This window comes from Alterinioella nitratireducens (genome assembly GCF_013155465.1).
Lineage (GTDB): Bacteria > Pseudomonadota > Alphaproteobacteria > Rhodobacterales > Rhodobacteraceae > Alterinioella > Alterinioella nitratireducens.
Genome location: NZ_JABJVX010000004.1, coordinates 351,030 through 372,430, shown reverse-complemented (window position 1 = coordinate 372,430; position 21,401 = coordinate 351,030). Strand labels below are relative to the sequence as shown.

Below are 21,401 nucleotides of genomic sequence, written 5' to 3'. Positions count from 1 at the left end.
CTGGGCGACCTGCTATCGGCTTGACCCCGGCCCGGTGCCGGGGTCTACCGATCCGGAAGATACCCCGGAGACAGCATGACCGCCCCGCAGATCACCGCGAAAAGCTGGCTGATGATCGCCATTTTGGGGCTGACCTGGGGGGCGACCTTCCTGGTCATCGAGGTCGCGCTGCGCGGCATCACGCCGTTCTGGCTGGCGGCGGGCCGGATCGGGTTCGCGGCGGCGCTGATGGTCGTGGTCTGGCATCTGCGCGGCAAGCCCGTCTTCACCAGCGAGGCGCGCGACTGGCCGGGGCTGGTGGGGGTCGCGGCGCTCAGCTCTGCCCTGCCCTTCACCCTGCTCAGTTGGGGCCAGCAATATGTCACCTCGGGCTTTGCCGGTGTCTCGATGGCCGCCGTTGCGCTGATCGTGCTGCCGATGGCGCATGTGCTGGTGCCCGGTGAGCGGATGACCCTGCGCAAGCTGGCGGGCTTCGTGATCGGCTTTTCCGGGGTCGTGGTGCTGATCGGGGGGCAGGCCTTCGAGAGCAGCGGATCGGCGATGGAGCCCTGGGGGCGGCTGGCCTGCCTCGGCACCGCGACCTGCTATGCGATGAGCTCGATCTTCATGCGCCGCCTGCCGCCCGCCGACCCGATCGGGCTGGCCACCATGCTGCTGGTCTTTGGCGCGGTGCTGGTGATCCCGGTGGCCTGGGCCGTCGAGGGGCCGCCGCCCCTGCCGCCGCGCGAGACGCTTCTGGTGGTGGCGGGGCTTGGCCTGATCCCCACGGCGGCGGCCAATATCCTGCGCGTCATCGTGGTGCGCAGCGCCGGGCCGGTCTTCATGAGCCTGGTCAATTACCAGGTGCCAATCTGGTCGGTGGTGTTGGGGTCGTTGATCCTGTCCGAGCCGTTGCCGCCCTCGCTGTTATGGGCGCTGGCGTTGATCCTGATGGGCGTGATGGTCAGCCAGTGGGGGGCGCTGATGCGGCTGTTCGCGGGGCGGAGGCGGTGAGATTTGGGGATTCGCGCAACTTGGGGTAGAATGGGGGTCTTTCCATAACTCCGAGGTGCGACATGGACAGACGTATGTTCACCCAGTTGTTGACCGCCGCCGGTCTGGCCGCGTCTCCGCGCATGGCGCAGGCGATCATCACCGCGCAGGACGAGTCCGACGACGATGCCATCCCGTTCCTGCAGCGCCCCCGCGCCAGTTGGATGGACCGGATCGGGATCGACCTGCCGAACGTCCTGCCGGACGGGGTCCGCAGGCCGCGGCTCTCCCTCATCGTGCTGCCCGAGATCGATGCCGGGGACCGCGTCACCCTCAATATCACCGCCCGCGTGACCGATCTGGACCGGCCACTGATCACCCTCGGCGACGACCGCGAATTCCGCGCCGACTTGACCCGGCTGGAGTCCCTCGGCCCAGTGCGCCTGTCCGGCGATCCGGGCTTCGTCATCGAGCGCAGCGTTCAGACCGATGTGGCGCTGCAGGACGGGGCCACCATCGTCCTGGGCGGGTTGGTGCAGCAGGTGCCCCGCAACAGCCGCGATGTCGATGTGCCGGTGCCGTTTCTGGGCAACCTTCCGGTGGTCGGCAACCTCTACCGCAGGCGCGCGACCGACAGCCGCGAGAATCGGCTGATGATCCTCATCACCGCGCGCTTCATCGAGGTGGACGAGTGATCAGACCGCGTCCTGCACGGCGGCGACGACACCGCCCACGACATCGCGCAAAAGCCCCTCATCCTCGCATTCGGCCATGACGCGGATCAGCGGTTCGGTCCCCGATTTGCGGATCAGGAGCCGCCCGGTGCCGTCAAGCTGCGCCTCGGCCTCGGCGATGGCGGCCTGCACGGGGGCGGCCTCCAGCGGGGTCTGGCCGGCATCGAAACGGATGTTTTGCAGAAGCTGCGGCACCGGCTCGAAATTATGCGCCAACTCGCTGGCGCGTTTTCCGGTGCGCACCATCTCGGCCAGGAATTGCAGCCCCGCGATGAGGCCGTCGCCGGTGGTGGCGTAATCCGTCATCACGATATGGCCCGATTGCTCGCCACCAAGGTTCAGGCCGTGTTCGCGCATCGCGGCAACGACATGGCGGTCGCCCACGGGCGTGCGGTGCAGCACGATGGAGCGGTCGTTGAGGTAGCGTTCCAGCCCCAGATTGGACATGACGGTCGCGGCCAGCGTGTGCCCCTTGAGACGCCCCTCCTCGGCCCAACGGTCGGCGAAGAGCGCCATGATCTGGTCGCCATCGGCCACCTCTCCGGTCTCGTCGATCAGGATGACACGGTCGGCGTCGCCATCGAGGCAGATGCCCAGATCGGCCCCGGTTTCCCTGATCCTGGCGGCAGCCGCCCCCGGCGCGGTGGAGCCGACACCGTCATTGATGTTGAAGCCATTGGGGCTGACGCCGAGCGGGATCACCTCGGCCCCCAGTTCCCACAGCACCTCGGGCGCGGCGCGGTAGGCGGCCCCGTTGGCGCAGTCGATCACGACCTTCAGCCCCTCCAGCGTGCGGCCCTGCGGAAAGGTGCCCTTGACCCGTTCGATATAGCGGAACCGGCCATCGTCGATGCGCTTGGCGCGGCCGATGTTTTCGGATTGCGCGGGCGTGATTTCGGAGAAGACGAGGCGCTCGATCTCCTGTTCGGCCTCATCGGACAGCTTGAAGCCATCCGGGCCGAAGAACTTGATGCCGTTATCGGTGGCGGGGTTGTGGCTGGCCGAGATCATCACGCCGACATCGGCGCGCATCGAGGGCGTCAGCAGGCCCACGGCGGGCGTCGGCACGGGACCGAGCAGCAGGACATTCATGCCCGTCGAGGTAAAGCCCGCGGTCAGCGCGTTCTCGATCATGTAGCCCGACAGGCGCGTGTCCTTGCCGATCACCACACGGTGGACGGGGGATTGATCGCGCCGGAAATAGCGGCCCGCTGCGGCGCCCAGTTTCAGCGCCATCTCGGCGGTCATCGGATCGGTATTGGCGCGCCCGCGCACCCCGTCGGTTCCAAACAGCTTGCGAGTCATGATGCCCCTCTTGATGCCCCATGTCATGCCGCGCATGCGCGCGCGATCATCTTCGTTTGCGCTGTCTTAGCATGGGGCGGGGGCTGCGCGACCCCTCTTGCACAAGAACAGGCCAAATGCCGCCGAAACCGGGCCGCGCGCGTGAAGATCGGCGCCATTGGGGTGGCCGCGTGTTTCAGGATTGTTACAGAGGCGCGCGTGGGGGCGTCAGTATTGCTGCCGGTAGAACAGATGCACCCCGATCTGCGCGGTCTGGGGATAGGCGCTGGCCCAGTCCGGGTTGACCCAATCGGCGTGGTAATGCGTGGCCCCCGCGGTCAGGTTGCGGGATCCGCCATCCATCATGATGCGGGCGATCTGGCCGAGGCGGCGATGCACCTCGGGCTCGGTCACGACGTCGGGGATGCCATCGCAGGTATAGGAGAACTGGCAGGCGTTGCGCCGCCCGGTGCCCTCGTTGACGACATCGCAGATATTGTCGGGGTAGTTGGGGCTGTCGACGCGGTTCAGGACGACTTCGGCCACGGCGAACTGGCCTTCGACGCTTTCGCCGCGCGCCTCGAAATAGAGCGCTTCGGTCAGGCAGGCCCATTGCCGGCTGCCGCGCGCGCGGCCCATCGCGTCAAGCTCGGCCGCCGTGTAGGGGGCGCGGCCCACGCTGGTGGTGCTGAAGCTACCCCCGGTCGCCGCGCCGTTGCCCGAGAACGGCGCCCCGAGCGAGCGGACGCGGCCGGGGCTGAGGGCGGCGAGGCCGGAATGTTCAGACCCCATGACCGAGGCCAGGGTCGTATTGAGCGACAGGGTCGGGTCGGTGGAACTGGAGGCGGTCACATCGGCCCCCGCCGGAGTCGTGGCCATCAGCAAAAACGTTCCCGCCGCGCAGATCGCGCGTTTCATCCGTGAAGGTCCCATTCTGGGTATCCCCTATCTGCCGGTCGGTCCGGCCTGCTTCATCCTCAATCAGCCGCGCTGCAGCCTTGTTTAACGATGCCGGGTTAACAGCCGCCGAACGGGCGGGCAGTGGCCGGACTCGTCTCTTGATGAAGGGTAATGGTGGGGGATCGGGGCGATTATGTGTCGGAATCGGACAATGTTTGCGGGGCTTTCACGGCCAATTGTGCCGCCGCCAGCTTCGCCACCGGCACCCGGAAGGGCGAGCAGGAGACATAGGTGAACCCGGCCTCGCGGCTGAATGCGATCGAATCGGGGTCGCCGCCATGTTCGCCGCAGATCGACAGCGTGATGCCGGCCTTGACCGCGCGCCCGCGTGCCGCACCCAGATGCAGCAATTCGCCCACCCCGTCCGTGTCCAGCCGCTGGAACGGATCCTCGACGAAGACGCCCTGGTTGACATAGGCCGACATGAACTTGCCCGCGTCGTCGCGCGACAGGCCATAGGTCATCTGTGTCAGGTCATTGGTCCCGAACGAGAGGAAGGCGGAATGTTCCGCGATCTCGCCCGCGCGCAGGGCGGCGCGCGGGGTTTCGACCATGACGCCGAGACGAAAGGCGATGTCCTGCCCGGTTTCGCGCCGGACCGAGGCCGCGATGGCGTCGATGCGGTCCTTGATCAGTTCCACCTCGCGCTTGGCGCTGACCAGCGGGATCATGATCTCGGCCATGGCGGCATGGCCCGCGCGCATGGTGGCCGCCACCGCCTCGAAGATGGCGCGGGCCTGCATCTCGTAGATCTCGGGCATGGTGATGCCGAGACGCACGCCGCGCATGCCGAGCATCGGGTTGAATTCCTGCAACTGCTCGATCCGGGCGGCGACGCGGCTGACGGGCAGGTCCAGCGCCTCGGCCAGCGCGCGGATGCCGTCGCGGTCGCCGGGCAGGAATTCATGCAGCGGCGGATCGAAGAGGCGGATGCAGACCGGACGCCCCTGCATCAGCGAGAAAAGCTCGGTGAAATCGTCGCGCTGCATCGGCAGCAGGCGGTCGAGCGCGGCGGCGCGGTCGCCCGCGTTCTCGGCAAAGATCATCTCGCGCATCACGGTCAGGCGGATGGGGTCGAAGAACATGTGTTCGGTGCGGCACAGGCCAATGCCGTCGACGCCGAAAGTCAGCGCCAGGCGGGCATCCTCGGGCGTGTCGGCATTGACGCGGATGCCGATATCGCGCGCCTCGTCGGCCCATTCGAGGAGCGTGGCAAAAGCCCCGCCCATATTGGGCTCGATCATCTTGGCGGCACCGGCCAGGATCTGGCCCGAACTGCCATCGACGGTGATGATGTCGCCCTCGTGGAAGATCTTGCGCCCCGGCACGGTCAGGGTCTTCTTGCGCATGTTCAGTTGCAGATCGGTGGCCCCGGCGACGCAGGGAACACCAAGCCCGCGCGCGATGACGGCGGCGTGGCTGGTGGTGCCGCCGCGTTCGGTCAGGATCGCATCGGCGGCGTGCATGCCCCTTATATCCTCGGGGCTGGTTTCGCGGCGTACCAGGATGCAGGGCTCATCCCGCGATTGGGCGGCCTGTGCGGCGGCGGCGGAAAACACGATCTTGCCGGTGGCCGCCCCCGGTGCGGCGGCGATGCCACGGGTCAGCACGTCGCGCGGGCCATTGGGGCTGACCTGGCGGTGCATGAGCTGGTTGAGGGTAAAGGGCGCGATGCGGGTCAGCGCCTCGTGTTTCGGGATCACGCCGTCCTTGGCCAGATCGACCGCGATGCGCACCTCGGCGCGGGCCGTGCGCGGCACCATCACGGCGTCGAGGATGGAAAGCTGGCCGTCCAGCAGCGTGAACTCGATCTGCATCTCCTCGCGCAGGCGGGTGCGCATCAATTCGCCCGCCGCGCGCAGGGCCGCGACCTGTTCCGGGCAGCGATCCTCCAGCGAGGGCCCGCGCGGGTCTTTCTCGATGAATTGCGCGTCGTTCTCGCGCAGCGCGGCGCGGCCCTGGCTTTGCGGCAGGTAACGCCCGGTGATCTGCGCCTCGCCGGTATCGGACGAGACATATTGCACCACGCCCGCCCCGGTTTCCCCCTTGCCGAGGCCAAGCGCCATGCGTTGCACGACCAGCCCCAGGCCGGCATCGGGCGGCGCGCCCTTGGCCCGGCGCAGGAGGCGGGCCGATGTCCCCTCCCAGGCGCGCGCCATCGAGCGCAGCACCTCGGTCAGTTGGGTCTCGATATCCTGTGGAAACGGCTCCTCCATCTCGTCTTCGAAATGGGCCTTGGCGATGCGCGGGGTCATGGGATCGGCGAAGAGGTCTTCGTCGAGGCGCAGCACGTCGACGGCATAGGCGCGGATGAAGGAGAGGTAGAGCGCCTCGGCCGCGCTTTGCCCATGCTCCGCCGCGATGCGCTGCGCGATGGCGTCGTTCATGCCGATATTGAGCACCGTCCCCGGCCCGCCCCAATCGGGCGACTGGCTGGAGGCGCGCACCGACAGCAGGTCCCCCTCGTCGAAGATCGCGCAGAGCCGGGCGATGTCGGGCAAATGCCCCTCGGCCAGCCCGTGAACCGTGTCCGACGACAATGCCACCGACAGGGGCACCGGCAGATCGAGCCGCACGAGGCGTTGCAGGCACTTGGCCCGGCTGCCATGCAGGCCCGCCGTGACCTCGGCGGTCGGCGTGATCTGGATCATGTCGGGGGGCTGCGGCATGGGGGTGTTGCATCTGCAAAAGGGGCGTTGGCTGCGACCATAGAGAATTGATGCGCCGGGTCCAGTGTTTCATGCTGCAGGTGCGAAATGGCGGGGGCTGGCCCGCCGCTGCGTGCGCGAACGGGTAACGGTCAGGGCATCCCCGCCTCCCTCCGGTGTCGGATCACCAGGATCGTCACCGCGTCACCGTCGATGCGATAGCGCAGGACATAGCCGCTGTCGCCGAAGTCGATCAGCCATTCACGATACGCCTCGGGGAGGTCGTCGATCATCCGGCCAAGGCGCGGCTTCGTGCCCAGGATCCGCACGCCCTGCCGGACCGCCTCGCCCGCCCGTCTGGCCGCGTCGGGGTTCTTGGGTCGAAGGAAATCGCGGATGCGTTGCAAATCCCGGATCGCCGCCGGGGCGACCGTCACTTGCCGCATTCGGGGGCGGGGCGTTCATCGTCGCGGCCCCAGCTTTGCAACCAGCGATCGACCTCATCCGCGGTCGCGCCCTGCCCGGTTTCGCGAAACTCCTCCCATGCCTCGAGCGTCTCGTGGCGCAGGGCCTCGCGCCGTTCCTCGCGCTCGACATATTGGGAAATGGCTTCGCGCATGATCCAGTGGGATGTGCGTTTCCGCGCCTCGGCCAGGTGCCGGACGCGCGCTTTCATGTCGTCGTCGAGCTTGACGGATGTTGCCGATGCCATGGGCCACTCCCGATAAGAGGTAATACCTTGCGCTACCTTAGATGTTTGCGCCCGGTCTGTCCATGCGCCGCCCATAGACATGAGAAAGGCGGCCCCTTCCCGGACCGCCTTTCACGCGTCACATGGGACCGCGCCTCAGTTCCAGCAGGTCACCAGCACCGCAAGGTCCATGCCGTAGCGGGCGAGCGCGTTGCGGCTGAGGGGGTCGGGCTGTTCCGCAGCGGGGCTGACCTGGATGCCGGCCTCGGCCAGCATCGCCTGCAACCGGTCGGCCCGCAGGGCGAAACTGACGCCTTCGGGCAGGGCGCGGCCCGTTGATGGCTCGGGCAGGATCATGCCAAGGACCGCCCCGTTGGCGTCCAGCACCGGGGCCCCGGCCTCGGAGGGTTCGATCGCCAGCGCCAGGCGTTGCAGGTTCTCGTCGCCATCCAGGCCCTGCAATTCCTCCAGCGTGCCGAAATTCAGCGAGGCCGCACCAAGCGCGCCGTCATAGGGATAGCCCGCCACCGCGATGTCCGAGCGCAGCCGCGGCGCGATCTGGGCGAAACCCGCGAAGGTCGAGGGGGCCAGCGCCTGCGTCGGGCGCAGCACCGCGATGCCGGTGGCGGGGTCATCATAGGCCACGCTCATCTCGTATTGCTGATCGACGATGACCTGCGTGCAGGAGGCCACGGCCTCGGAGGTGGTCAGGACGGTGCCACTGCCATCGACGTAGAAGCCGGTGCGCGCCAGGGCGGGTCGCCGCACCTCCAGCCCCGCCATCAGGTCGACGCCCTGATCGAGGCCGGGATCGACCGCGCCGGGGTCGAGCGTGCCGCCGAAAGTGGCAAAGCTCGCCTCCATCATCGGCAGGACACGGGCCATCTGTTGGTCGCGCTCGGGCGTCCAGATCAGGGTGAAGCCCTTGATCTGCCCATCCTGGAGCCGCGCGATGGTGTGGCTGCGCAGGGTCTCGCTGAGGCCGGTCAGCTCGAAGCTGTCGGCCGAGCGGTTGCGTTCCCCCTCCAGCGGCACGATTTCCAGCGTCTGCATGATCTCGTAAAGGCCGCCAAGCGTGGCGCGGGTGCCCTCCTGGCTGATCAAGAGGACGCGAACGCCGGAATTGTCAACGCTGTCGAACTGGGCGAAGGGAAATTCGTAGCGGGCGAACTCGACCATGGCCAGCGGCAGGTCGATCTCTACCCCCGCGCGTTCGTCGCGCACGGTCTGCATCCCCAATTCGGCCAGCGCGCCCTGATATTGCGCCAGCAGGTCGGCCCGCTGACGGGTGGTCAGCACGCCGGTCTCCTCCACCCCCTGCGCGGCCTGCCATTGGCGCATCGCGCCACGGGTGCCGGGGCCGAAAGCACCGTCGATGCCGGAGGTGTAGTAGCCGAACCATTGCAGCGCGATCTGAAGCGCCTCGCGCGCCTCACGGTCAAGCTGCGCCTCGCTGCTGCGCGCCTCGGCCACGGTTTCCTCGGGCGCGGCGACGGGGTCGGGCGGGGTCGCGGGGGTTTCGGGGGCTTGCGTCACGGTTGCGGGCGCGGTGTCACCCCCGGTCAGGTTGTTGGTGCCGATGGGAAAGAATTGCTGCGCGTAGATCTCGGGCTCGGCCAGGTAGGCATCGGCGGGGATCAGCCCCTGCCCCTGCAACGCGCTCAATGCGGCGGTGGCATCGCCCTGGTCGAACGGCCCGAGCGCGATGGCGTACCAGCCCGAGCGCAGCCGGTAGCCGTTCACGTTCTGCATCACGCGGCTATAGGCGCGCACGCGGGCCTCGGCGGTGGCGAGGTCGGGATGCGCCTCGAGCTGGACCCAGACACGGCCCTCCTGCGCGGTGGCGCTGCCGGTCTGCGCAACGATGGTTCCCAGAATGATGAATACGCAAAGAAATAAATGCCGCACGGCCAATCTCATCGGTGCAAACCCCTTCATGCCCACGGGCCTGGCCCGCCTTGTTCCGGCGGCAGCGTAGCAGAACGCGCCGACGCTGCACCAGAAAATTGCCCCAGGCGCCAATTGACCCTGCCAAGGGTGGCACGTATGGAACCCCTGCCTTTCGCGTCAATTCCGGGAACCCCGAGCCATGGCCAAGACCCAAAGCAAGCCGCGCAGCTTTCAGGAGATCATCCTGGCGCTCCAGACCTACTGGGCTAGGCAGGGCTGCGCGATGCTGCAACCCTATGACATGGAGGTGGGGGCCGGCACGTTCCATCCCGCGACCACGCTGCGCAGCCTCGGCACCGCGCCCTGGGCCGCGGCCTATGTCCAGCCCTCGCGCCGTCCGACCGATGGGCGCTATGGCGAGAACCCGAACCGGTTGCAGCATTATTACCAGTACCAGGTGCTGATCAAACCCTCGCCGCCGGATTTGCAGGCGCTCTATCTCGGCTCGCTTGAGGCCATCGGGATCGACATGGAAACCCACGACATCCGCTTTGTCGAGGATGACTGGGAAAGCCCCACATTGGGCGCCTGGGGCCTGGGCTGGGAGGTCTGGTGCGACGGCATGGAGGTCAGCCAGTTCACCTATTTCCAGCAGGTCGGCGGGCATGACTGCGCGCCCGTTTCGGGCGAGCTGACCTATGGGCTGGAGCGCTTGGCGATGTATATCCTGGGCGTCGATCACGTCATGGAGATGCCGTTCAACGACCCGGACGCGCCCATTCCGCTGAGCTATGGCGACGTGTTCCGCCAGACGGAAGAAGAGCACAGCCGCTACAATTTCGATATCGCCAATACCGACGCACTGCTGAAGCATTTCGAGGATGCCGAGGCCGAATGCCAGGCCATCCTGGCCGCCCCGGCGGAAGACCCCAAGACGGGCAAGCGCATCATCATGGCGCATCCCGCCTATGACCAGGCGATCAAGGCGTCGCATCTGTTCAACCTGCTGGACGCGCGCGGGGTGATTTCGGTCACCGAGCGTCAGGCCTATATCGGAAGGGTGCGCGCGCTGACGCGTGCCTGCGCCGATGCCTTCGTGCAGACCGAGGCGGGCGGGTTCGACCTGGAGGGCGCGCAATGAATAGCGGTCGCATCGTGGCAACGCTGCTTGTCCTCTCCGCCGCGACGGCCGGGGGGCTGCTCTGGTTCACCGAGACGCGCGCCTTTTACGAGCCGGTCAACGCCGACGCCGTGACCATCACCGCGACCACCTTTGACGGGGTGGCCGAACCGCTGCCGGTCACGGATGTCGAGGCCATCGACGCCGACAGCTCGCCCCTGCGCTTCCGGGCCTGTTTCACCACGCCGGTCAGCCTGGCCACAATGACCGAGACCTACCGGCCCTACCCCGATGCCACGCCGCTCAACACGCCCGGATGGTTCGACTGCTATGACGCGGGCGCGCTGACGCAGGCGCTGGAGGATGGCACCGCACTGGCCTTTCTGGGCGAGGGCAATTTCATCTACGGCTTCGACCGCATCGTGATGGTCGGCCAGGATGGCCGGGGCTATGCCTGGCACCAGATCAACCCCTGCGGCGAGGCCGTCTATGATGGCGATCCCGTCCCGGACACCTGCCCGCCGCCGCCGGAAAGCAACTGATATGCCCGATCTTCTGCTCGAACTCTTCTCCGAGGAAATCCCCGCAAGGATGCAGACCCGCGCCGCCGCCGACCTCAAGAAGCTGGTCACCGACGGGCTGGTCGAGGCGGGGCTGACCTATGCCAGCGCCGGGGCTTTCGCGACCCCGCGCCGGTTGTGCCTGACCGTCGAGGGGCTGACCGGCGAAAGCCCCACCGTGACCGAGGAGCGCAAGGGCCCGCGCGCCGATGCGCCCGAGAAGGCGCTGGAGGGGTTCCTGCGCGCCACGGGCCTGACCCGCGAGGATCTGGAGATCCGCGACGACAAGAAGGGCCAGACCTGGTTTGCGCAGTTCACCAGGCCGGGGCGCAAGGCCGAGGCGATCATCGCCGAGCTGATTCCGGCCGTGATCCGCAATTTCCCCTGGCCCAAGTCGATGCGGTGGGGCGCGGGCAGCCTCAGATGGGTGCGCCCGCTGCATTCGATCCTGTGCATCCTGACGGATGAGAACGGGGCCTCTGTGGTGCCGTTCGACGTCGACGGCATCGCCTCGGGCGACACGACACGCGGCCACCGCTTCATGGGGCCGGAGGCGTTTTCCGTCACCTCCTTCGACGATTACGCTGGCAAATTGAAGCGCGCGCATGTGGTGCTGTCCGCCGAGGACCGTGCCGCGACGATCTGGAACGACGCCACCAACGCCGCCTTCGCCGCAGGGCTGGAAGTGGTCGAGGACAAGGGGCTGCTGGCGGAGGTCGCGGGGCTGGTCGAATGGCCCGTGGTCCTGATGGGCGAGATCGGCGCGGAATTCATGGAACTGCCGCCCGAGGTGCTGCAAACCTCGATGCGCGAGCACCAGAAGTTCTTTTCGGTGAAGCACCCGAAAACGGGCCGGATCGAGCGCTTCATCACCGTTGCAAATCGCGAAACCGCCGATCACGGCGCGACCATCCTGGCGGGCAATTCCAAGGTGCTGACCGCGCGGCTGTCGGATGCGAAATTCTTCTGGGAAAACGACCTGCGCGTGGCGAAAACGAACATGAGCCGGTGGACGCAAGCGCTTGAAAACGTGACTTTCCATCGCAAGCTCGGCACGCAGGCGGCGCGCATTGACCGCATCGCCGCACTGGCCCGCGAGCTGGCCCCGGTGGTCGGCGCGGATGCCGATGAGGCCGAACAGGCGGCGCGCATCGCCAAAGCCGATCTGAATTCGGAAATGGTCTATGAGTTCCCCGAATTGCAGGGGCTGATGGGGCGCTATTACGCGCAGGCCGCGGGCTTTGGCGAGGCAGTGGCGAAGGCGGCAGAGGAGCATTATTCGCCGCTCGGGCCGACTGACGATGTGCCGACCAGCCCGGTTTCGGTGGCGGTGGCGCTGGCCGACAAGCTGGACACCCTGACCGGGTTCTGGGCGATTGACGAGAAACCCACGGGCAGCAAGGATCCGTTCGCGCTGAGGCGGGCGGCGCTTGGGGTTATTCGGCTGGTGTTGGGGAATGGGCTTAGGCTAGGCATAACCTCGATTGTAGAAGCGAGAGCTCTAGTTGCTTTGGGCGCACTAGAGACAGTTGATGAACTAAAAAGGCTCGCTGCGTTAGTCCGGGCCAAAACCGAGGCGCTAAATGAAAAAGGGGAATTCGGCAGGAGTTTACTTTCCGTATTGCCTAAACAAGACGTTGCAGATGCTAAAGCATTGGAACAATCTGTAAATATTCTCCGAGGGACACTAGAGGGCCTAAGCAAAGCCGACTCAGACGTCAGGCAAGCTCTAGAGGACATGTTTGCGATAAAGACAAGACTGGATACGATTCGCGCCAAATCTAAGGATTTGACAGACGACCTCCTCGCCTTCCTTCACGACCGCCTCAAGGTCCATCTGCGCGACCAAAACATCCGTCACGACATCATCGACGCCTGCCTTGCCATGCCTGCCAATGACGACCTCACGCTGCTGGTGAAACGGGCCGAGGCGCTCTCGGCCTTCTTTGCAACGAGCGATGGCGAGAACCTCGTGCAGGGCTACAAGCGCGCCGCCAACATCCTGGCGCAGGCCGAGGAGAAGGACGGGGTGGAATACCGCTTCGGGGCGGATGCGAAATTCGCCGAGACCGAAGAGGAACGCGCGCTGTTCGCGGCGCTGGAGCGGGCCAATGCGACCGTGACGCCCGCGCTGGAACAAGACGATTTCTCCGCCGCGATGACGGCTCTGGCAGACCTGCGCGCGCCGATCGACGCGTTTTTCGACACCGTTCAGGTCAATGCCGAAAACGAGATCCTGCGCCGCAACCGGCTGAACCTGCTGCATGAGATCACCGCCGCCTGCGGCAAGATCGCGGACCTCTCCAGGCTAGAAGGCTGACGCCGCCCCCATCCCCGCCCGGTTAACCTTAACGCGGCCCCCCTCCTTCTTTGTTCTTCAAATATCCTCGCCGAAGGCAACCGCCCGTCAGGGCGGTCCGCCCCCCCCCTCAGCCGCGCCAGAACCGGGCGGTGAACAGCACGAAGACCGCCATCAGCTCCAGCCGCCCGACCAGCATCGCCACGGCCAGGATCCATTTCGCTGTGTCCTCCAGCGGCTCGAACGTGCCGGCAGGCCCGATGATGGGGCCAAGCCCCGGCCCGATATTGGCCAGCGCGCTCGCCGCGCCGGAGACCGAGGTGATGAAGTCCAGCCCGGTCAGCCCCAGAAGGATCGAGAACACCCCGAGGCTGACGAAGAAGAGCACGAAGAAGGCCATGACCGAGGACAGCACCTCCTCGCTGACCTTGCGACCCTCGTAGCGCGGCTCGAAGATGCCATGCGGCGCGTAGAGGCGCTTGAGCTGCGTCGAGATCGAGGTCATCAGGAGTTGGTAGCGGAACACCTTGATCGAGCATGACGTCGACCCTGCGCAGCCGCCGATGAGGCCGATGAAGAAGAAGATCACCACCGCCGAGGGGCCCCATCGCTGGTAGTCGGTGCTGGAATAGCCGGTGCCGCTGATGATCGAGGTGACGTTGAAGATCGCCTCGCGGACCCCATGCTCCAGCTGGTCGCCATTCACGACGAGGCGGTAGATCACGAAGAACAGCGTCAGGATCGCGATCGTGGCCAGGTAGGCGCGGGTCTGGGTGTCGGTGAAGAAGGGTTTGGCCGTGCCCGCGACCATCTGCACGTAGCGCACGAAGGGCAGGCTGGCGAGGATCATGAAGATCACGGCGGCATATTCCAGCGGGCCCTGGAAGGCGCCGAAGGAATCGTCGGTGGTGGAGAACCCGCCCGTCGAAATCGAGGTCATGGCGTGGACCGTGGCCTCGAACGGCTGCATCCCGAGCGCCGTGTAGGTCAACGCGCTGACCACCGTCAGGGTCAGGTAGATGACCGAGATCTGCTTGGCGATCTCGGCGGCGCGGGGCAGGATCTTGCCCATGGTCTCGAACGCCTCGGAGCGGAATATCTGCATCCCCCCCACCCTGAGTTCGGGCAGGAACACCATGGCGACGACGATGATCCCGATGCCGCCGAACCACTGCATCAGCCCGCGCCACAGGTTCAGCCCCTCGGGCAGATCGTCGAGCCCGGTAAAGACGGTGGCCCCGGTGGTCGTCAGGCCCGACATCGCCTCGAAGAACGCATCGACATAGCGCGCCTCGGTGGCGCCCAGGACGAAGGGCAGCGCGCCGAAGACCGGCAGCGCGACCCACACGAGCGTGGTCAGGAGGAAGGTCTGCTGGATGGTCAACTGCCGCTCGACCCCGTTGGCGCAGGCCAGCACCACCAAAAGCCCCGCGAAGGCCGTCATCACCGCGCTTTGGAAGAACGCCTGCCAATGCGGATTGCCAAGATAGAAATCCAGCGCCATCGGGATCAGCATGGTCAGCCCGAGCACCAGCACCAGCTGGCCAATCACATATCCGACGGGGCGCGGGTCAATCATGGGGCGCAGCGTTGGCCCGTGGGCTCGGGGCTGTCAACGTCCATTCGCGGGGGGCGGCGTTTCTTCGAAGAAACGCGCAAATCTCTTCGCGAAGAGATTTCGCGGCCCTTTCAGCGGGCGTAACGGGTCACGAAATTGCGCAGCATCCGTTCCGGCACGGTGATCTCCTCGGCCAGGCAGGCCTCGGTCAGGGCCTCGGCCTGGTCGGGCGGGAAATAGCCCTTGGCGCGGTAGATGCGGATGCGGGTGGCAAAGCTCTGCCCGTCCGCCTCGGGGTGGAACTGGGTGGCATAGACGTTCCGGCCATAGCGGATCACCTGCATCGGGCAGGTCTCGCTGGCGGCCAGATGCACGGCCCCCGGCGGGGTGGCCTGCACTGCCTCCTTGTGGCCGACGAGCGCACGGAAGCGGCGCGGCAGGCCGGCAAAGAGCGGATCGGCCGCGCCCTCGGGCGTGAGCGTGCAATCGACGCCGCCGATAGCCTCGCCGTATCTCTCCTGACTGACCTCGCCGCCAAGATGATGGGCCAGGATACCGAGCCCGTAGCAGCAGCCCAGGTAAGGAATGTCGCGCGCGGTGACCTCGGGCATGAGCCCCAGGATCGCGGCCTCGATACTGGCTTCCTCAGCGGTCTTCTTTTCGGGCGGGTCGCTGACGCAGCCGGGGCCGCCGCCGACGATGACGCCGGAATAGCGGGTGAGGTCCAGATCCTCGGGCAGCGGCTGTTTGTCGAGGCGGATGCGATGCGTGTCCGAAGGCGTCAGGCCGGTGCGGGCCAGCAGGCTGGCATATTCCTCATCCGCGGCCTCATCCTCGGGGCGCAGTTGCAGGATCAGAAAGGGCGTCATGGGCGGGTCCGTCGCGGCAATCGGGTGATCCTCTTTAGGGGCAAGGGCCACGGTTTGGCCAGCGGATCGAAAAATCTTGGGCAAGATTTTTCGGACGGCAAGATTTTTCGGGCAAAATTCTTGCCGCTAAACCGCCGCCAGCGCGCCTTTCAGATCGGCCACGATATCGCCCGCATCCTCCAGCCCGATCGACAGGCGCAAGAGCCCCGGCGTGATGCCGAGCACTTTGCGCTGATCCTCGCTCAGGCGCTGATGCGTTGTCGTCGCGGGATGGGTGATGATGGATTTCGCGTCGCCCAGGTTGTTCGAGATCAACACGATCCGAAGCGCGTTCAGGAACCGGAACGCGGCCTCTTTCCCGCCGTCCAGTTCCAGCGCCATCATCGTGCCGCCGCCCTGCATCTGGGCCGCGTTCAGATCGTGCTGCGGGTGGTCGGCCAGTCCCGGATAGATCACGCGGGCCAGCCCCGCTGCGCCCTGCATCGCCTCGGCCACCTTTTGCGCGGTTTCGGCCTGCGCACGGACCCGCAAATCCATCGTCTCCAGCGATTTCAGCATCACCCAGGCGTTGAAGGGCGAGAGCGACCCGCCGGTATGCTTGAGGTAGGGTTCCGCCACCTTGCGGATGAAGTCGCGGCTGGCGCAGATCACACCGCCAAGACAGCGCCCCTGCCCGTCGATATGCTTGGTCGCGGAATAGACCACCACATCCGCCCCCAGATCGGCCGAGCGTTGCAGGACCGGCGTGGCGAAGACATTGTCCACGACGACAAAAGCGCCGACGGCATGGGCCAGGTCGGATACGCCCCTGATGTCGATCACTTCCAGCGTGGGGTTTGAGAGGCTTTCGAAGAACACCGCGCGGGTCTCGGGGCGGATCGCCTTGCGCCACTGGTCCAGATCGGTGCCATCGACGAATGTGACCTCGACCCCGAAGCGGGTCAGGATCTCCTCCAGGATATAGAGGCACGATCCGAACAGCGCCTTGGCCGACACCACGTGATCGCCCGCGCGCAGCATCGCGGTCAGCGCGCCGTTGACGGCGGCCATTCCGCTGGCGGTCGCAAAGGCGTCCTCGGTGCCTTCAAGCTGCGCCATCCGGTCCTCGAACATGCGCACGGTGGGGTTGCCGTAGCGGGCATAGATGAACTCGTCCGGGCCGCTTTCGATGAAGCGTGCCTCGGCGGCCTCGGCGCTGTCATAGACGAAACCCTGCGTCAGATAGATGGCTTCGCTGACCTCGCCATACTGGCTGCGCCGCGTGCCGCCATGCACGGCGCGGGTGCGCGGGTGGAGGGTCTCGGGCAGGGGTCTGGGGCCCTTTGTCATGTCTCTCGTCTCCTGATGGTGCGAGGCATGAAACAGCCCCGCACCGGTGAACGGTCGGGGCTTGAGGGGCCCTGCCCCCATGCGCGACCTCTTTAGCGGCTTGTTTTCAACACTTTGCGTTAGAGACGTATCAGAATTCTCTGCCTCTTCATCAGCTGCCGCTGATTGCGAACGCGAATTCTGATCCTTCGTTTCCCATGTAAACGCAAAGTGTATAGTGGCCCGCAATCCGGTAAACAAATCGCCACTGCCCCAAGCGCATAGCGGGCGGGCAGAGGGGCGTCAAGACGGATCGAAACCGGGTTGCCCCGCTGCGGAAAACCGGAAAAACTGCGCGCAGCGACACGGACGACCGCCCTGCGGCAGATGGAAACTTTGAAAAATCAAGGCCTTTGACGATGACTGATCTTCTGACCCTCGAAAATCTCGGCAACCTCGTCATGCTCTGCTTTTTGCAGGCGGTCCTGGGGTTCGACAACCTGCTCTACATCTCGATCGAAAGCCAGCGCGCCCCGGTGGAGCATCAGAAACGGGTGCGGTTCTGGGGCATCGTGCTGGCCGTCGCGCTGCGGGTGGTGCTTCTGTTCGCGATGGTCCGCCTGATCGACGCGCTGGCCGAGCCGTTCTATGTCTTCAACTGGCCCGGCGTGCTGGAGGGCGGTGTGAACTTCGCCACCGGGGTCTTTGTCTTCGGCGGCGTCTTCATCATGTACACGGCGGTCAAGGAGATCGGGCATCTTCTGTCACTGGACGAATTGGGCCATGGCGTCGGCAAGAAGAACAAGAAATCGGCGGCGCAGGTGGTGTTGCTGATCGTCGCCATGAACCTGATCTTCAGCTTCGATTCCGTCCTGTCGGCGCTGGCGATCACCGATGTCTTCCCGATCCTCGCCGCCGCGATCCTGCTGTCCGGCGCGGCGATGCTGCTTCTGGCCGATGGCGTGACGCGGTTTATCGAGAAGAACCGGATGTACGAGGTTCTGGGTCTCTTCATCCTGCTGATCGTGGGCGTAGTGCTGCTTGGCGAGGCCGGCGTTGCCGCCGAACATGCCACCCAGGACGAGGCGATGGCGATCCACATTTTCGGCTATGCCCTGATTCCGATGTCGAAATCGACCTTCTACTTCGCGGTCGTGGTGCTTTTCGTGGTCGAGGCGCTGCAATCGGGCTTCAACCGCAAGCTGGAGGCGGAACGCCGTGCCCGGCAGGAGGCCGCCGCGCGCGGACCTTTGCCGGTCAAGGGTGTGTAACGTCTGGTTTTTGCGAACCAGCGTGCTTATCCTAATGCTGCAGCAAGGGAGACCGAGATGAGTTCAGAGGGCCTGCAGGGCGTGTCCTTCGTGGCGTTGACGGTAATCATCATGATCGCCATTTTCGGCGGATTCGGAGCGATCTGAGATGGCGCAGCGCTATGGCGGCAAGTTCAGCCCCGATCCCGCGGCGAATGAGGTGGAGGCCGAGGCCCCGCCACTGGTCGAGGCCAGTTTCAAGGGCCGCGCCCCGGCGCGCTATGGCGCGCGGATCAATATCCTGTTCCTGCTGCCGGTGATCGCGCTGGCCGCGTCCTTCTTCCAGCCCGTCGCGGGCATGCTCACCGATATGGCAGGCGCGGCGACGCTGCTGCTGGCGGCCTGGCTCTTGCGCGACGGGATCCGGGCCGAGGATGCCTATGAGGAACGCAAGGTGGCGCGGCGGCCTGCCATTCCGCGCAAGTTCTTCTCCTCGGTCCTGACCGGAATCGGCACCGGCCTGCTGGTTTTTGGCGGCCAGTGGAACGCGCTGACCGCGCCGCTGATCGGGGCCGTCGCGGGCGGGCTGCACCTGTTTTCCTTCGGGCTGGACCCGCTCAAGGACAAATCGCTGGAGGGTGTCGACCATTTCCAGTCCGACCGCGTGGCGCGGAAAGTGGAGGAGGCGGAAAAGCTGCTCGATGGCATGCAGGACGCGATCAAGCGCGCGGGCGACCGGATGCTGGAGGGCCGCGTCGAGGCGTTCCAGGACACGGTCCGCACCATGTTCCGCACCGTCGAGGAAGACCCCCGCGACCTGACGCAGGCGCGCAAGTACCTGACCGTCTACTTGCAGGGCGCGCGCGATGCGACGGTGAAATTCGCCGATCTCTATGCCCGCAACCGCGACGCGGGCGTGCGCGCCGATTACGTGCGGCTGCTGGACGATCTTGAGCATAATTTCTCGGCCCGGACACAGCGGATGCTGTTGACCGACCGAAGCGACCTGGATGTTGAAATTGAAGTGTTGCGGGACCGATTGAACCGCGAAAACCTGGTAATTGACAGATAAGGAACGAACGCATGACCGAAGAAATTCGCCAACGGGCCGAGGCCGTCGCGCAGGAAGTGGACGCGATCAACGCCGTGGTGCTGCCCGAGCCCTCGGGCGAGCTGGTGCCGCTGGCCGAGGCGCCCGCGCCGACCGCCGAGGAAATCCGTGTGCGCATGGCCGAACTGGACATGAGCGACACCAATTCCATCGTGCGCTTCGGTTCCGCCGCGCAGGAGGAATTGCAGCAGATTTCCCAGGCCATGCTGGACGGCGTGCGCAACAAGGACGTGGGCCCTGCGGGCAACTCCTTGCGCGAGATCGTCGGCACCATCCGCGGTTTCTCGGTCGACGAACTGGACCCCAACCGAAAACTGTCTTGGTGGGAGCGTCTCTTTGGCAAGGCCAAGCCGATCCACAATTTCCTGGCCCGCTACGAGGATGTGCAGGGCCAGATCGACAAGATCACCGACAACCTTCTGGCGCATGAACACACACTGATGAAGGACATCAAGTCGCTGGATCAGCTCTATGACAAGACGCTGAATTTCTACGACGAACTGGCGCTCTATATCGCGGCGGGCGAGGAGAAGATCCGCGAGTTGGACGAAGACGCGATCCCGGCGAAAGAGGCCGAGGTCAACGCGGCCCCCGAGGATGACCAGGTGATGAAGGCGCAGGAATTGCGCGACCTGCGGGCGGCGCGCGACGATCTGGAACGCCGGGTGCATGACCTGAAGCTGACCCGCCAGGTGACGATGCAGAGCCTGCCCTCGATCCGGCTGGTGCAGGAGAACGACAAGAGCCTTGTCACCAAGATCAACTCGACCCTCGTCAACACCGTGCCGCTTTGGGAAACCCAACTGGCGCAGGCGCTGACCATCCAGCGCTCGACCGAGGCAGCAGCCGCCGTGCGCGAGGCCAATGACCTGACCAATGAACTGCTTACCGCCAACGCGAAGAACCTGCGCGAATCGAACAAGATGGTGCGCGAGGAAATGGAGCGCGGCGTCTTCGACATCGAGGCCGTGAAACAGGCCAATGCCGACCTGATCGCCACCATCCAGGAAAGCCTGGAGATCGCCGATGAAGGCAAGCGCCGCCGCGCCGCCGCCGAGGTCGAGATGGAGAAGATGGAGACCGAGCTGCGCGACACGCTGGCCTCGGCCTCCGGTCGCCGCGACGGGGTGGGCGACACCATGGGCACCTCGGTGCCCGCGCGAGGGTAGGGCGATGCGGGTCCGGGTCCCGGCAGCACTTGCAGGCATCGCCCTGGCGGGTCTTGCGGGTTGTGAGGCGCCGGACCCGCCCGCGCCCACCCCGCGCCCCGCGCCGCCCGTCGTGGCCCCGCCCTCGGTGGAGCCCTCCGAGGAAAGCCTGGCCTATGCACGCTATTACGCGGGCGTGCAGCAGCGGCTGTTGACGCAAGGCTTGCTGCGCACCGATGGCGGCGGGCCGGACACCCCCATCATCGCGCGCAACCTTGTGGCCAATTTCGAGCGCATCGCGCTTTACGACGAATACACCCTCTCCGGCGGGCGTTTCATCGCGCAGCAGACACCGGCCGCCTTGCGCAGGTGGGAACGCCCGGTGCGGCTGCAGGCGCATTTCGGGGCCTCGGTTTCGGAAGAGACGCGCAACGCCGACCGCGCCTTCCTGTCGCGCTATGCCGACCGGCTGGCGCGGGTGACGGGGCACCCTATCCGCGCCGTGGGGTCGGGCGGAAACTTCCACGTCCTCTACCTCAACCGCGACGAACAGGTTGCGGCCGGGCCGCTTCTGCGCCGGATCATGCCGGGGATCGGCGAGGCCACGATCAACGAGATCACCAGCCTGCCCCGGTTCAATTTCTGCTCGGTCTACTCGGTCTCCGAGGCGGGCAACCCCAATGTCTATGTCGCCGCGATCGCAATCATTCGCACCGAGCATCCCGACCTGCTGCGCAAATCCTGCGTCCATGAAGAGGTCGCGCAAGGTTTGGGCCTGCCCAATGACAGCCCCACCGCGCGCCCCTCGATCTTCAACGATGACGAGGAATTCGCGCTCTTGACGACGCATGACGAGATGCTGCTTTCGATGCTCTACGACCGCCGCCTGCGGCCCGGCATGACCCCCGACACGGCCCGCCCGATCCTGCGCGAGCTCGCCGATGTGCTGGTGGGTGGGCCGAGCTGACGATGACTGAAACAGCTAGCAAACCAGACACC

Annotated in this window: 18 protein-coding genes; 9 read left to right on the top strand and 9 right to left on the bottom strand. The window is 65.9% G+C overall.

The window, feature by feature from the left end:
- Positions 1 to 75: 75 nt before the first annotated feature.
- Positions 76 to 993: a DMT family transporter gene (locus HNS34_RS09610; protein WP_235952675.1), complete on the top strand. Its 918-nt coding sequence runs from the start codon at positions 76 to 78 to the stop codon at positions 991 to 993.
- Positions 994 to 1,055: 62 nt separating this feature from the next.
- Complete coding sequence (locus HNS34_RS09605; protein ID WP_172319834.1) at positions 1,056 to 1,667, top strand: secretin GspD/PilQ domain-containing protein; 612 nt, start codon at positions 1,056 to 1,058, stop codon at positions 1,665 to 1,667.
- Here the strand turns inward: HNS34_RS09605 and glmM are convergent, their stop codons facing one another.
- From glmM to HNS34_RS09575, 6 genes are all read right to left on the bottom strand, one after another.
- Entirely contained in the window at positions 1,668 to 3,011 is a 1,344-nt protein-coding gene (glmM, locus tag HNS34_RS09600) for a phosphoglucosamine mutase (RefSeq protein WP_172319833.1), read from the bottom strand.
- A gap of 207 nt (positions 3,012 to 3,218) precedes the next feature.
- A complete protein-coding gene (locus tag HNS34_RS09595; RefSeq protein ID WP_235952674.1) occupies positions 3,219 to 3,908 on the bottom strand; it encodes a cell wall hydrolase in 690 nt (229 codons plus the stop codon).
- 173 nt (positions 3,909 to 4,081) lie between these two features.
- Positions 4,082 to 6,619, bottom strand: coding sequence for a putative PEP-binding protein (locus HNS34_RS09590; RefSeq protein WP_172319832.1), 2,538 nt, complete (start codon positions 6,617 to 6,619; stop codon positions 4,082 to 4,084).
- A gap of 131 nt (positions 6,620 to 6,750) precedes the next feature.
- The gene (locus tag HNS34_RS09585; RefSeq protein ID WP_172319831.1) at positions 6,751 to 7,044 is read right to left on the bottom strand and encodes a type II toxin-antitoxin system RelE/ParE family toxin; all 294 of its coding nucleotides are present in this window, start codon (positions 7,042 to 7,044) and stop codon (positions 6,751 to 6,753) included.
- Positions 7,032 to 7,310: a CopG family ribbon-helix-helix protein gene (locus HNS34_RS09580; RefSeq protein ID WP_172319830.1), complete on the bottom strand. Its 279-nt coding sequence runs from the start codon at positions 7,308 to 7,310 to the stop codon at positions 7,032 to 7,034. Before HNS34_RS09580 ends, HNS34_RS09585 begins: the two co-directional genes overlap by 13 nt.
- Positions 7,311 to 7,445: 135 nt before the next feature.
- Positions 7,446 to 9,209, bottom strand: coding sequence for a serine protease (locus HNS34_RS09575; protein WP_172319829.1), 1,764 nt, complete (start codon positions 9,207 to 9,209; stop codon positions 7,446 to 7,448).
- A 169-nt stretch (positions 9,210 to 9,378) separates the two neighbouring features.
- Here HNS34_RS09575 and HNS34_RS09570 point away from each other — a divergent pair, with 169 nt between their 5' ends.
- From HNS34_RS09570 to glyS, 3 genes are read left to right on the top strand one after another with little or no spacing between them, the layout of a single operon-like run.
- The gene (locus HNS34_RS09570; protein WP_172319828.1) at positions 9,379 to 10,320 is read left to right on the top strand and encodes a glycine--tRNA ligase subunit alpha; all 942 of its coding nucleotides are present in this window, start codon (positions 9,379 to 9,381) and stop codon (positions 10,318 to 10,320) included.
- A complete protein-coding gene (locus HNS34_RS09565; RefSeq protein ID WP_172319827.1) occupies positions 10,317 to 10,841 on the top strand; it encodes a DUF6446 family protein in 525 nt (174 codons plus the stop codon). The genes HNS34_RS09570 and HNS34_RS09565 overlap by 4 nt, the downstream gene beginning before the upstream one ends.
- Position 10,842: 1 nt before the next feature.
- Entirely contained in the window at positions 10,843 to 13,179 is a 2,337-nt protein-coding gene (gene glyS, locus HNS34_RS09560) for a glycine--tRNA ligase subunit beta (RefSeq protein WP_172319826.1), read from the top strand.
- 109 nt (positions 13,180 to 13,288) lie between these two features.
- On the opposite strand, the gene HNS34_RS09555 is transcribed toward glyS, so the two are convergent.
- The 3 genes from HNS34_RS09555 to metZ all read right to left on the bottom strand — a co-directional run bounded on the left by HNS34_RS09555 (position 13,289) and on the right by metZ (position 16,914).
- On the bottom strand, positions 13,289 to 14,737 hold the full coding sequence (locus HNS34_RS09555; RefSeq protein WP_172319825.1) for a TrkH family potassium uptake protein: 1,449 nt from the start codon (positions 14,735 to 14,737) through the stop codon (positions 13,289 to 13,291).
- A gap of 110 nt (positions 14,738 to 14,847) precedes the next feature.
- A complete protein-coding gene (locus tag HNS34_RS09550) occupies positions 14,848 to 15,585 on the bottom strand; it encodes a glutamine amidotransferase (RefSeq protein ID WP_172319824.1) in 738 nt (245 codons plus the stop codon).
- Positions 15,586 to 15,711: 126 nt separating this feature from the next.
- Positions 15,712 to 16,914, bottom strand: a complete 1,203-nt coding sequence (gene metZ / locus HNS34_RS09545; RefSeq protein WP_172319823.1) for an O-succinylhomoserine sulfhydrylase — start codon at positions 16,912 to 16,914, stop codon at positions 15,712 to 15,714.
- Positions 16,915 to 17,312: 398 nt separating this feature from the next.
- Here metZ and HNS34_RS09540 point away from each other — a divergent pair, with 398 nt between their 5' ends.
- The 4 genes from HNS34_RS09540 (at position 17,313) to HNS34_RS09525 (ending at position 21,369) form a co-directional block, all read left to right on the top strand.
- Positions 17,313 to 18,164 (top strand): TerC family protein, encoded by an 852-nt coding sequence (locus HNS34_RS09540; protein WP_172319822.1) that lies wholly within the window; start codon positions 17,313 to 17,315, stop codon positions 18,162 to 18,164.
- Between the two features lie 148 nt (positions 18,165 to 18,312).
- Positions 18,313 to 19,215 (top strand): 5-bromo-4-chloroindolyl phosphate hydrolysis family protein, encoded by a 903-nt coding sequence (locus HNS34_RS09535; RefSeq protein ID WP_172319821.1) that lies wholly within the window; start codon positions 18,313 to 18,315, stop codon positions 19,213 to 19,215.
- Positions 19,216 to 19,226: 11 nt separating this feature from the next.
- Positions 19,227 to 20,423: a toxic anion resistance protein gene (locus tag HNS34_RS09530; RefSeq protein ID WP_172319820.1), complete on the top strand. Its 1,197-nt coding sequence runs from the start codon at positions 19,227 to 19,229 to the stop codon at positions 20,421 to 20,423.
- 4 nt (positions 20,424 to 20,427) lie between these two features.
- Positions 20,428 to 21,369, top strand: coding sequence for a DUF2927 domain-containing protein (locus tag HNS34_RS09525; protein ID WP_172319819.1), 942 nt, complete (start codon positions 20,428 to 20,430; stop codon positions 21,367 to 21,369).
- Positions 21,370 to 21,401: the final 32 nt, after the last annotated feature.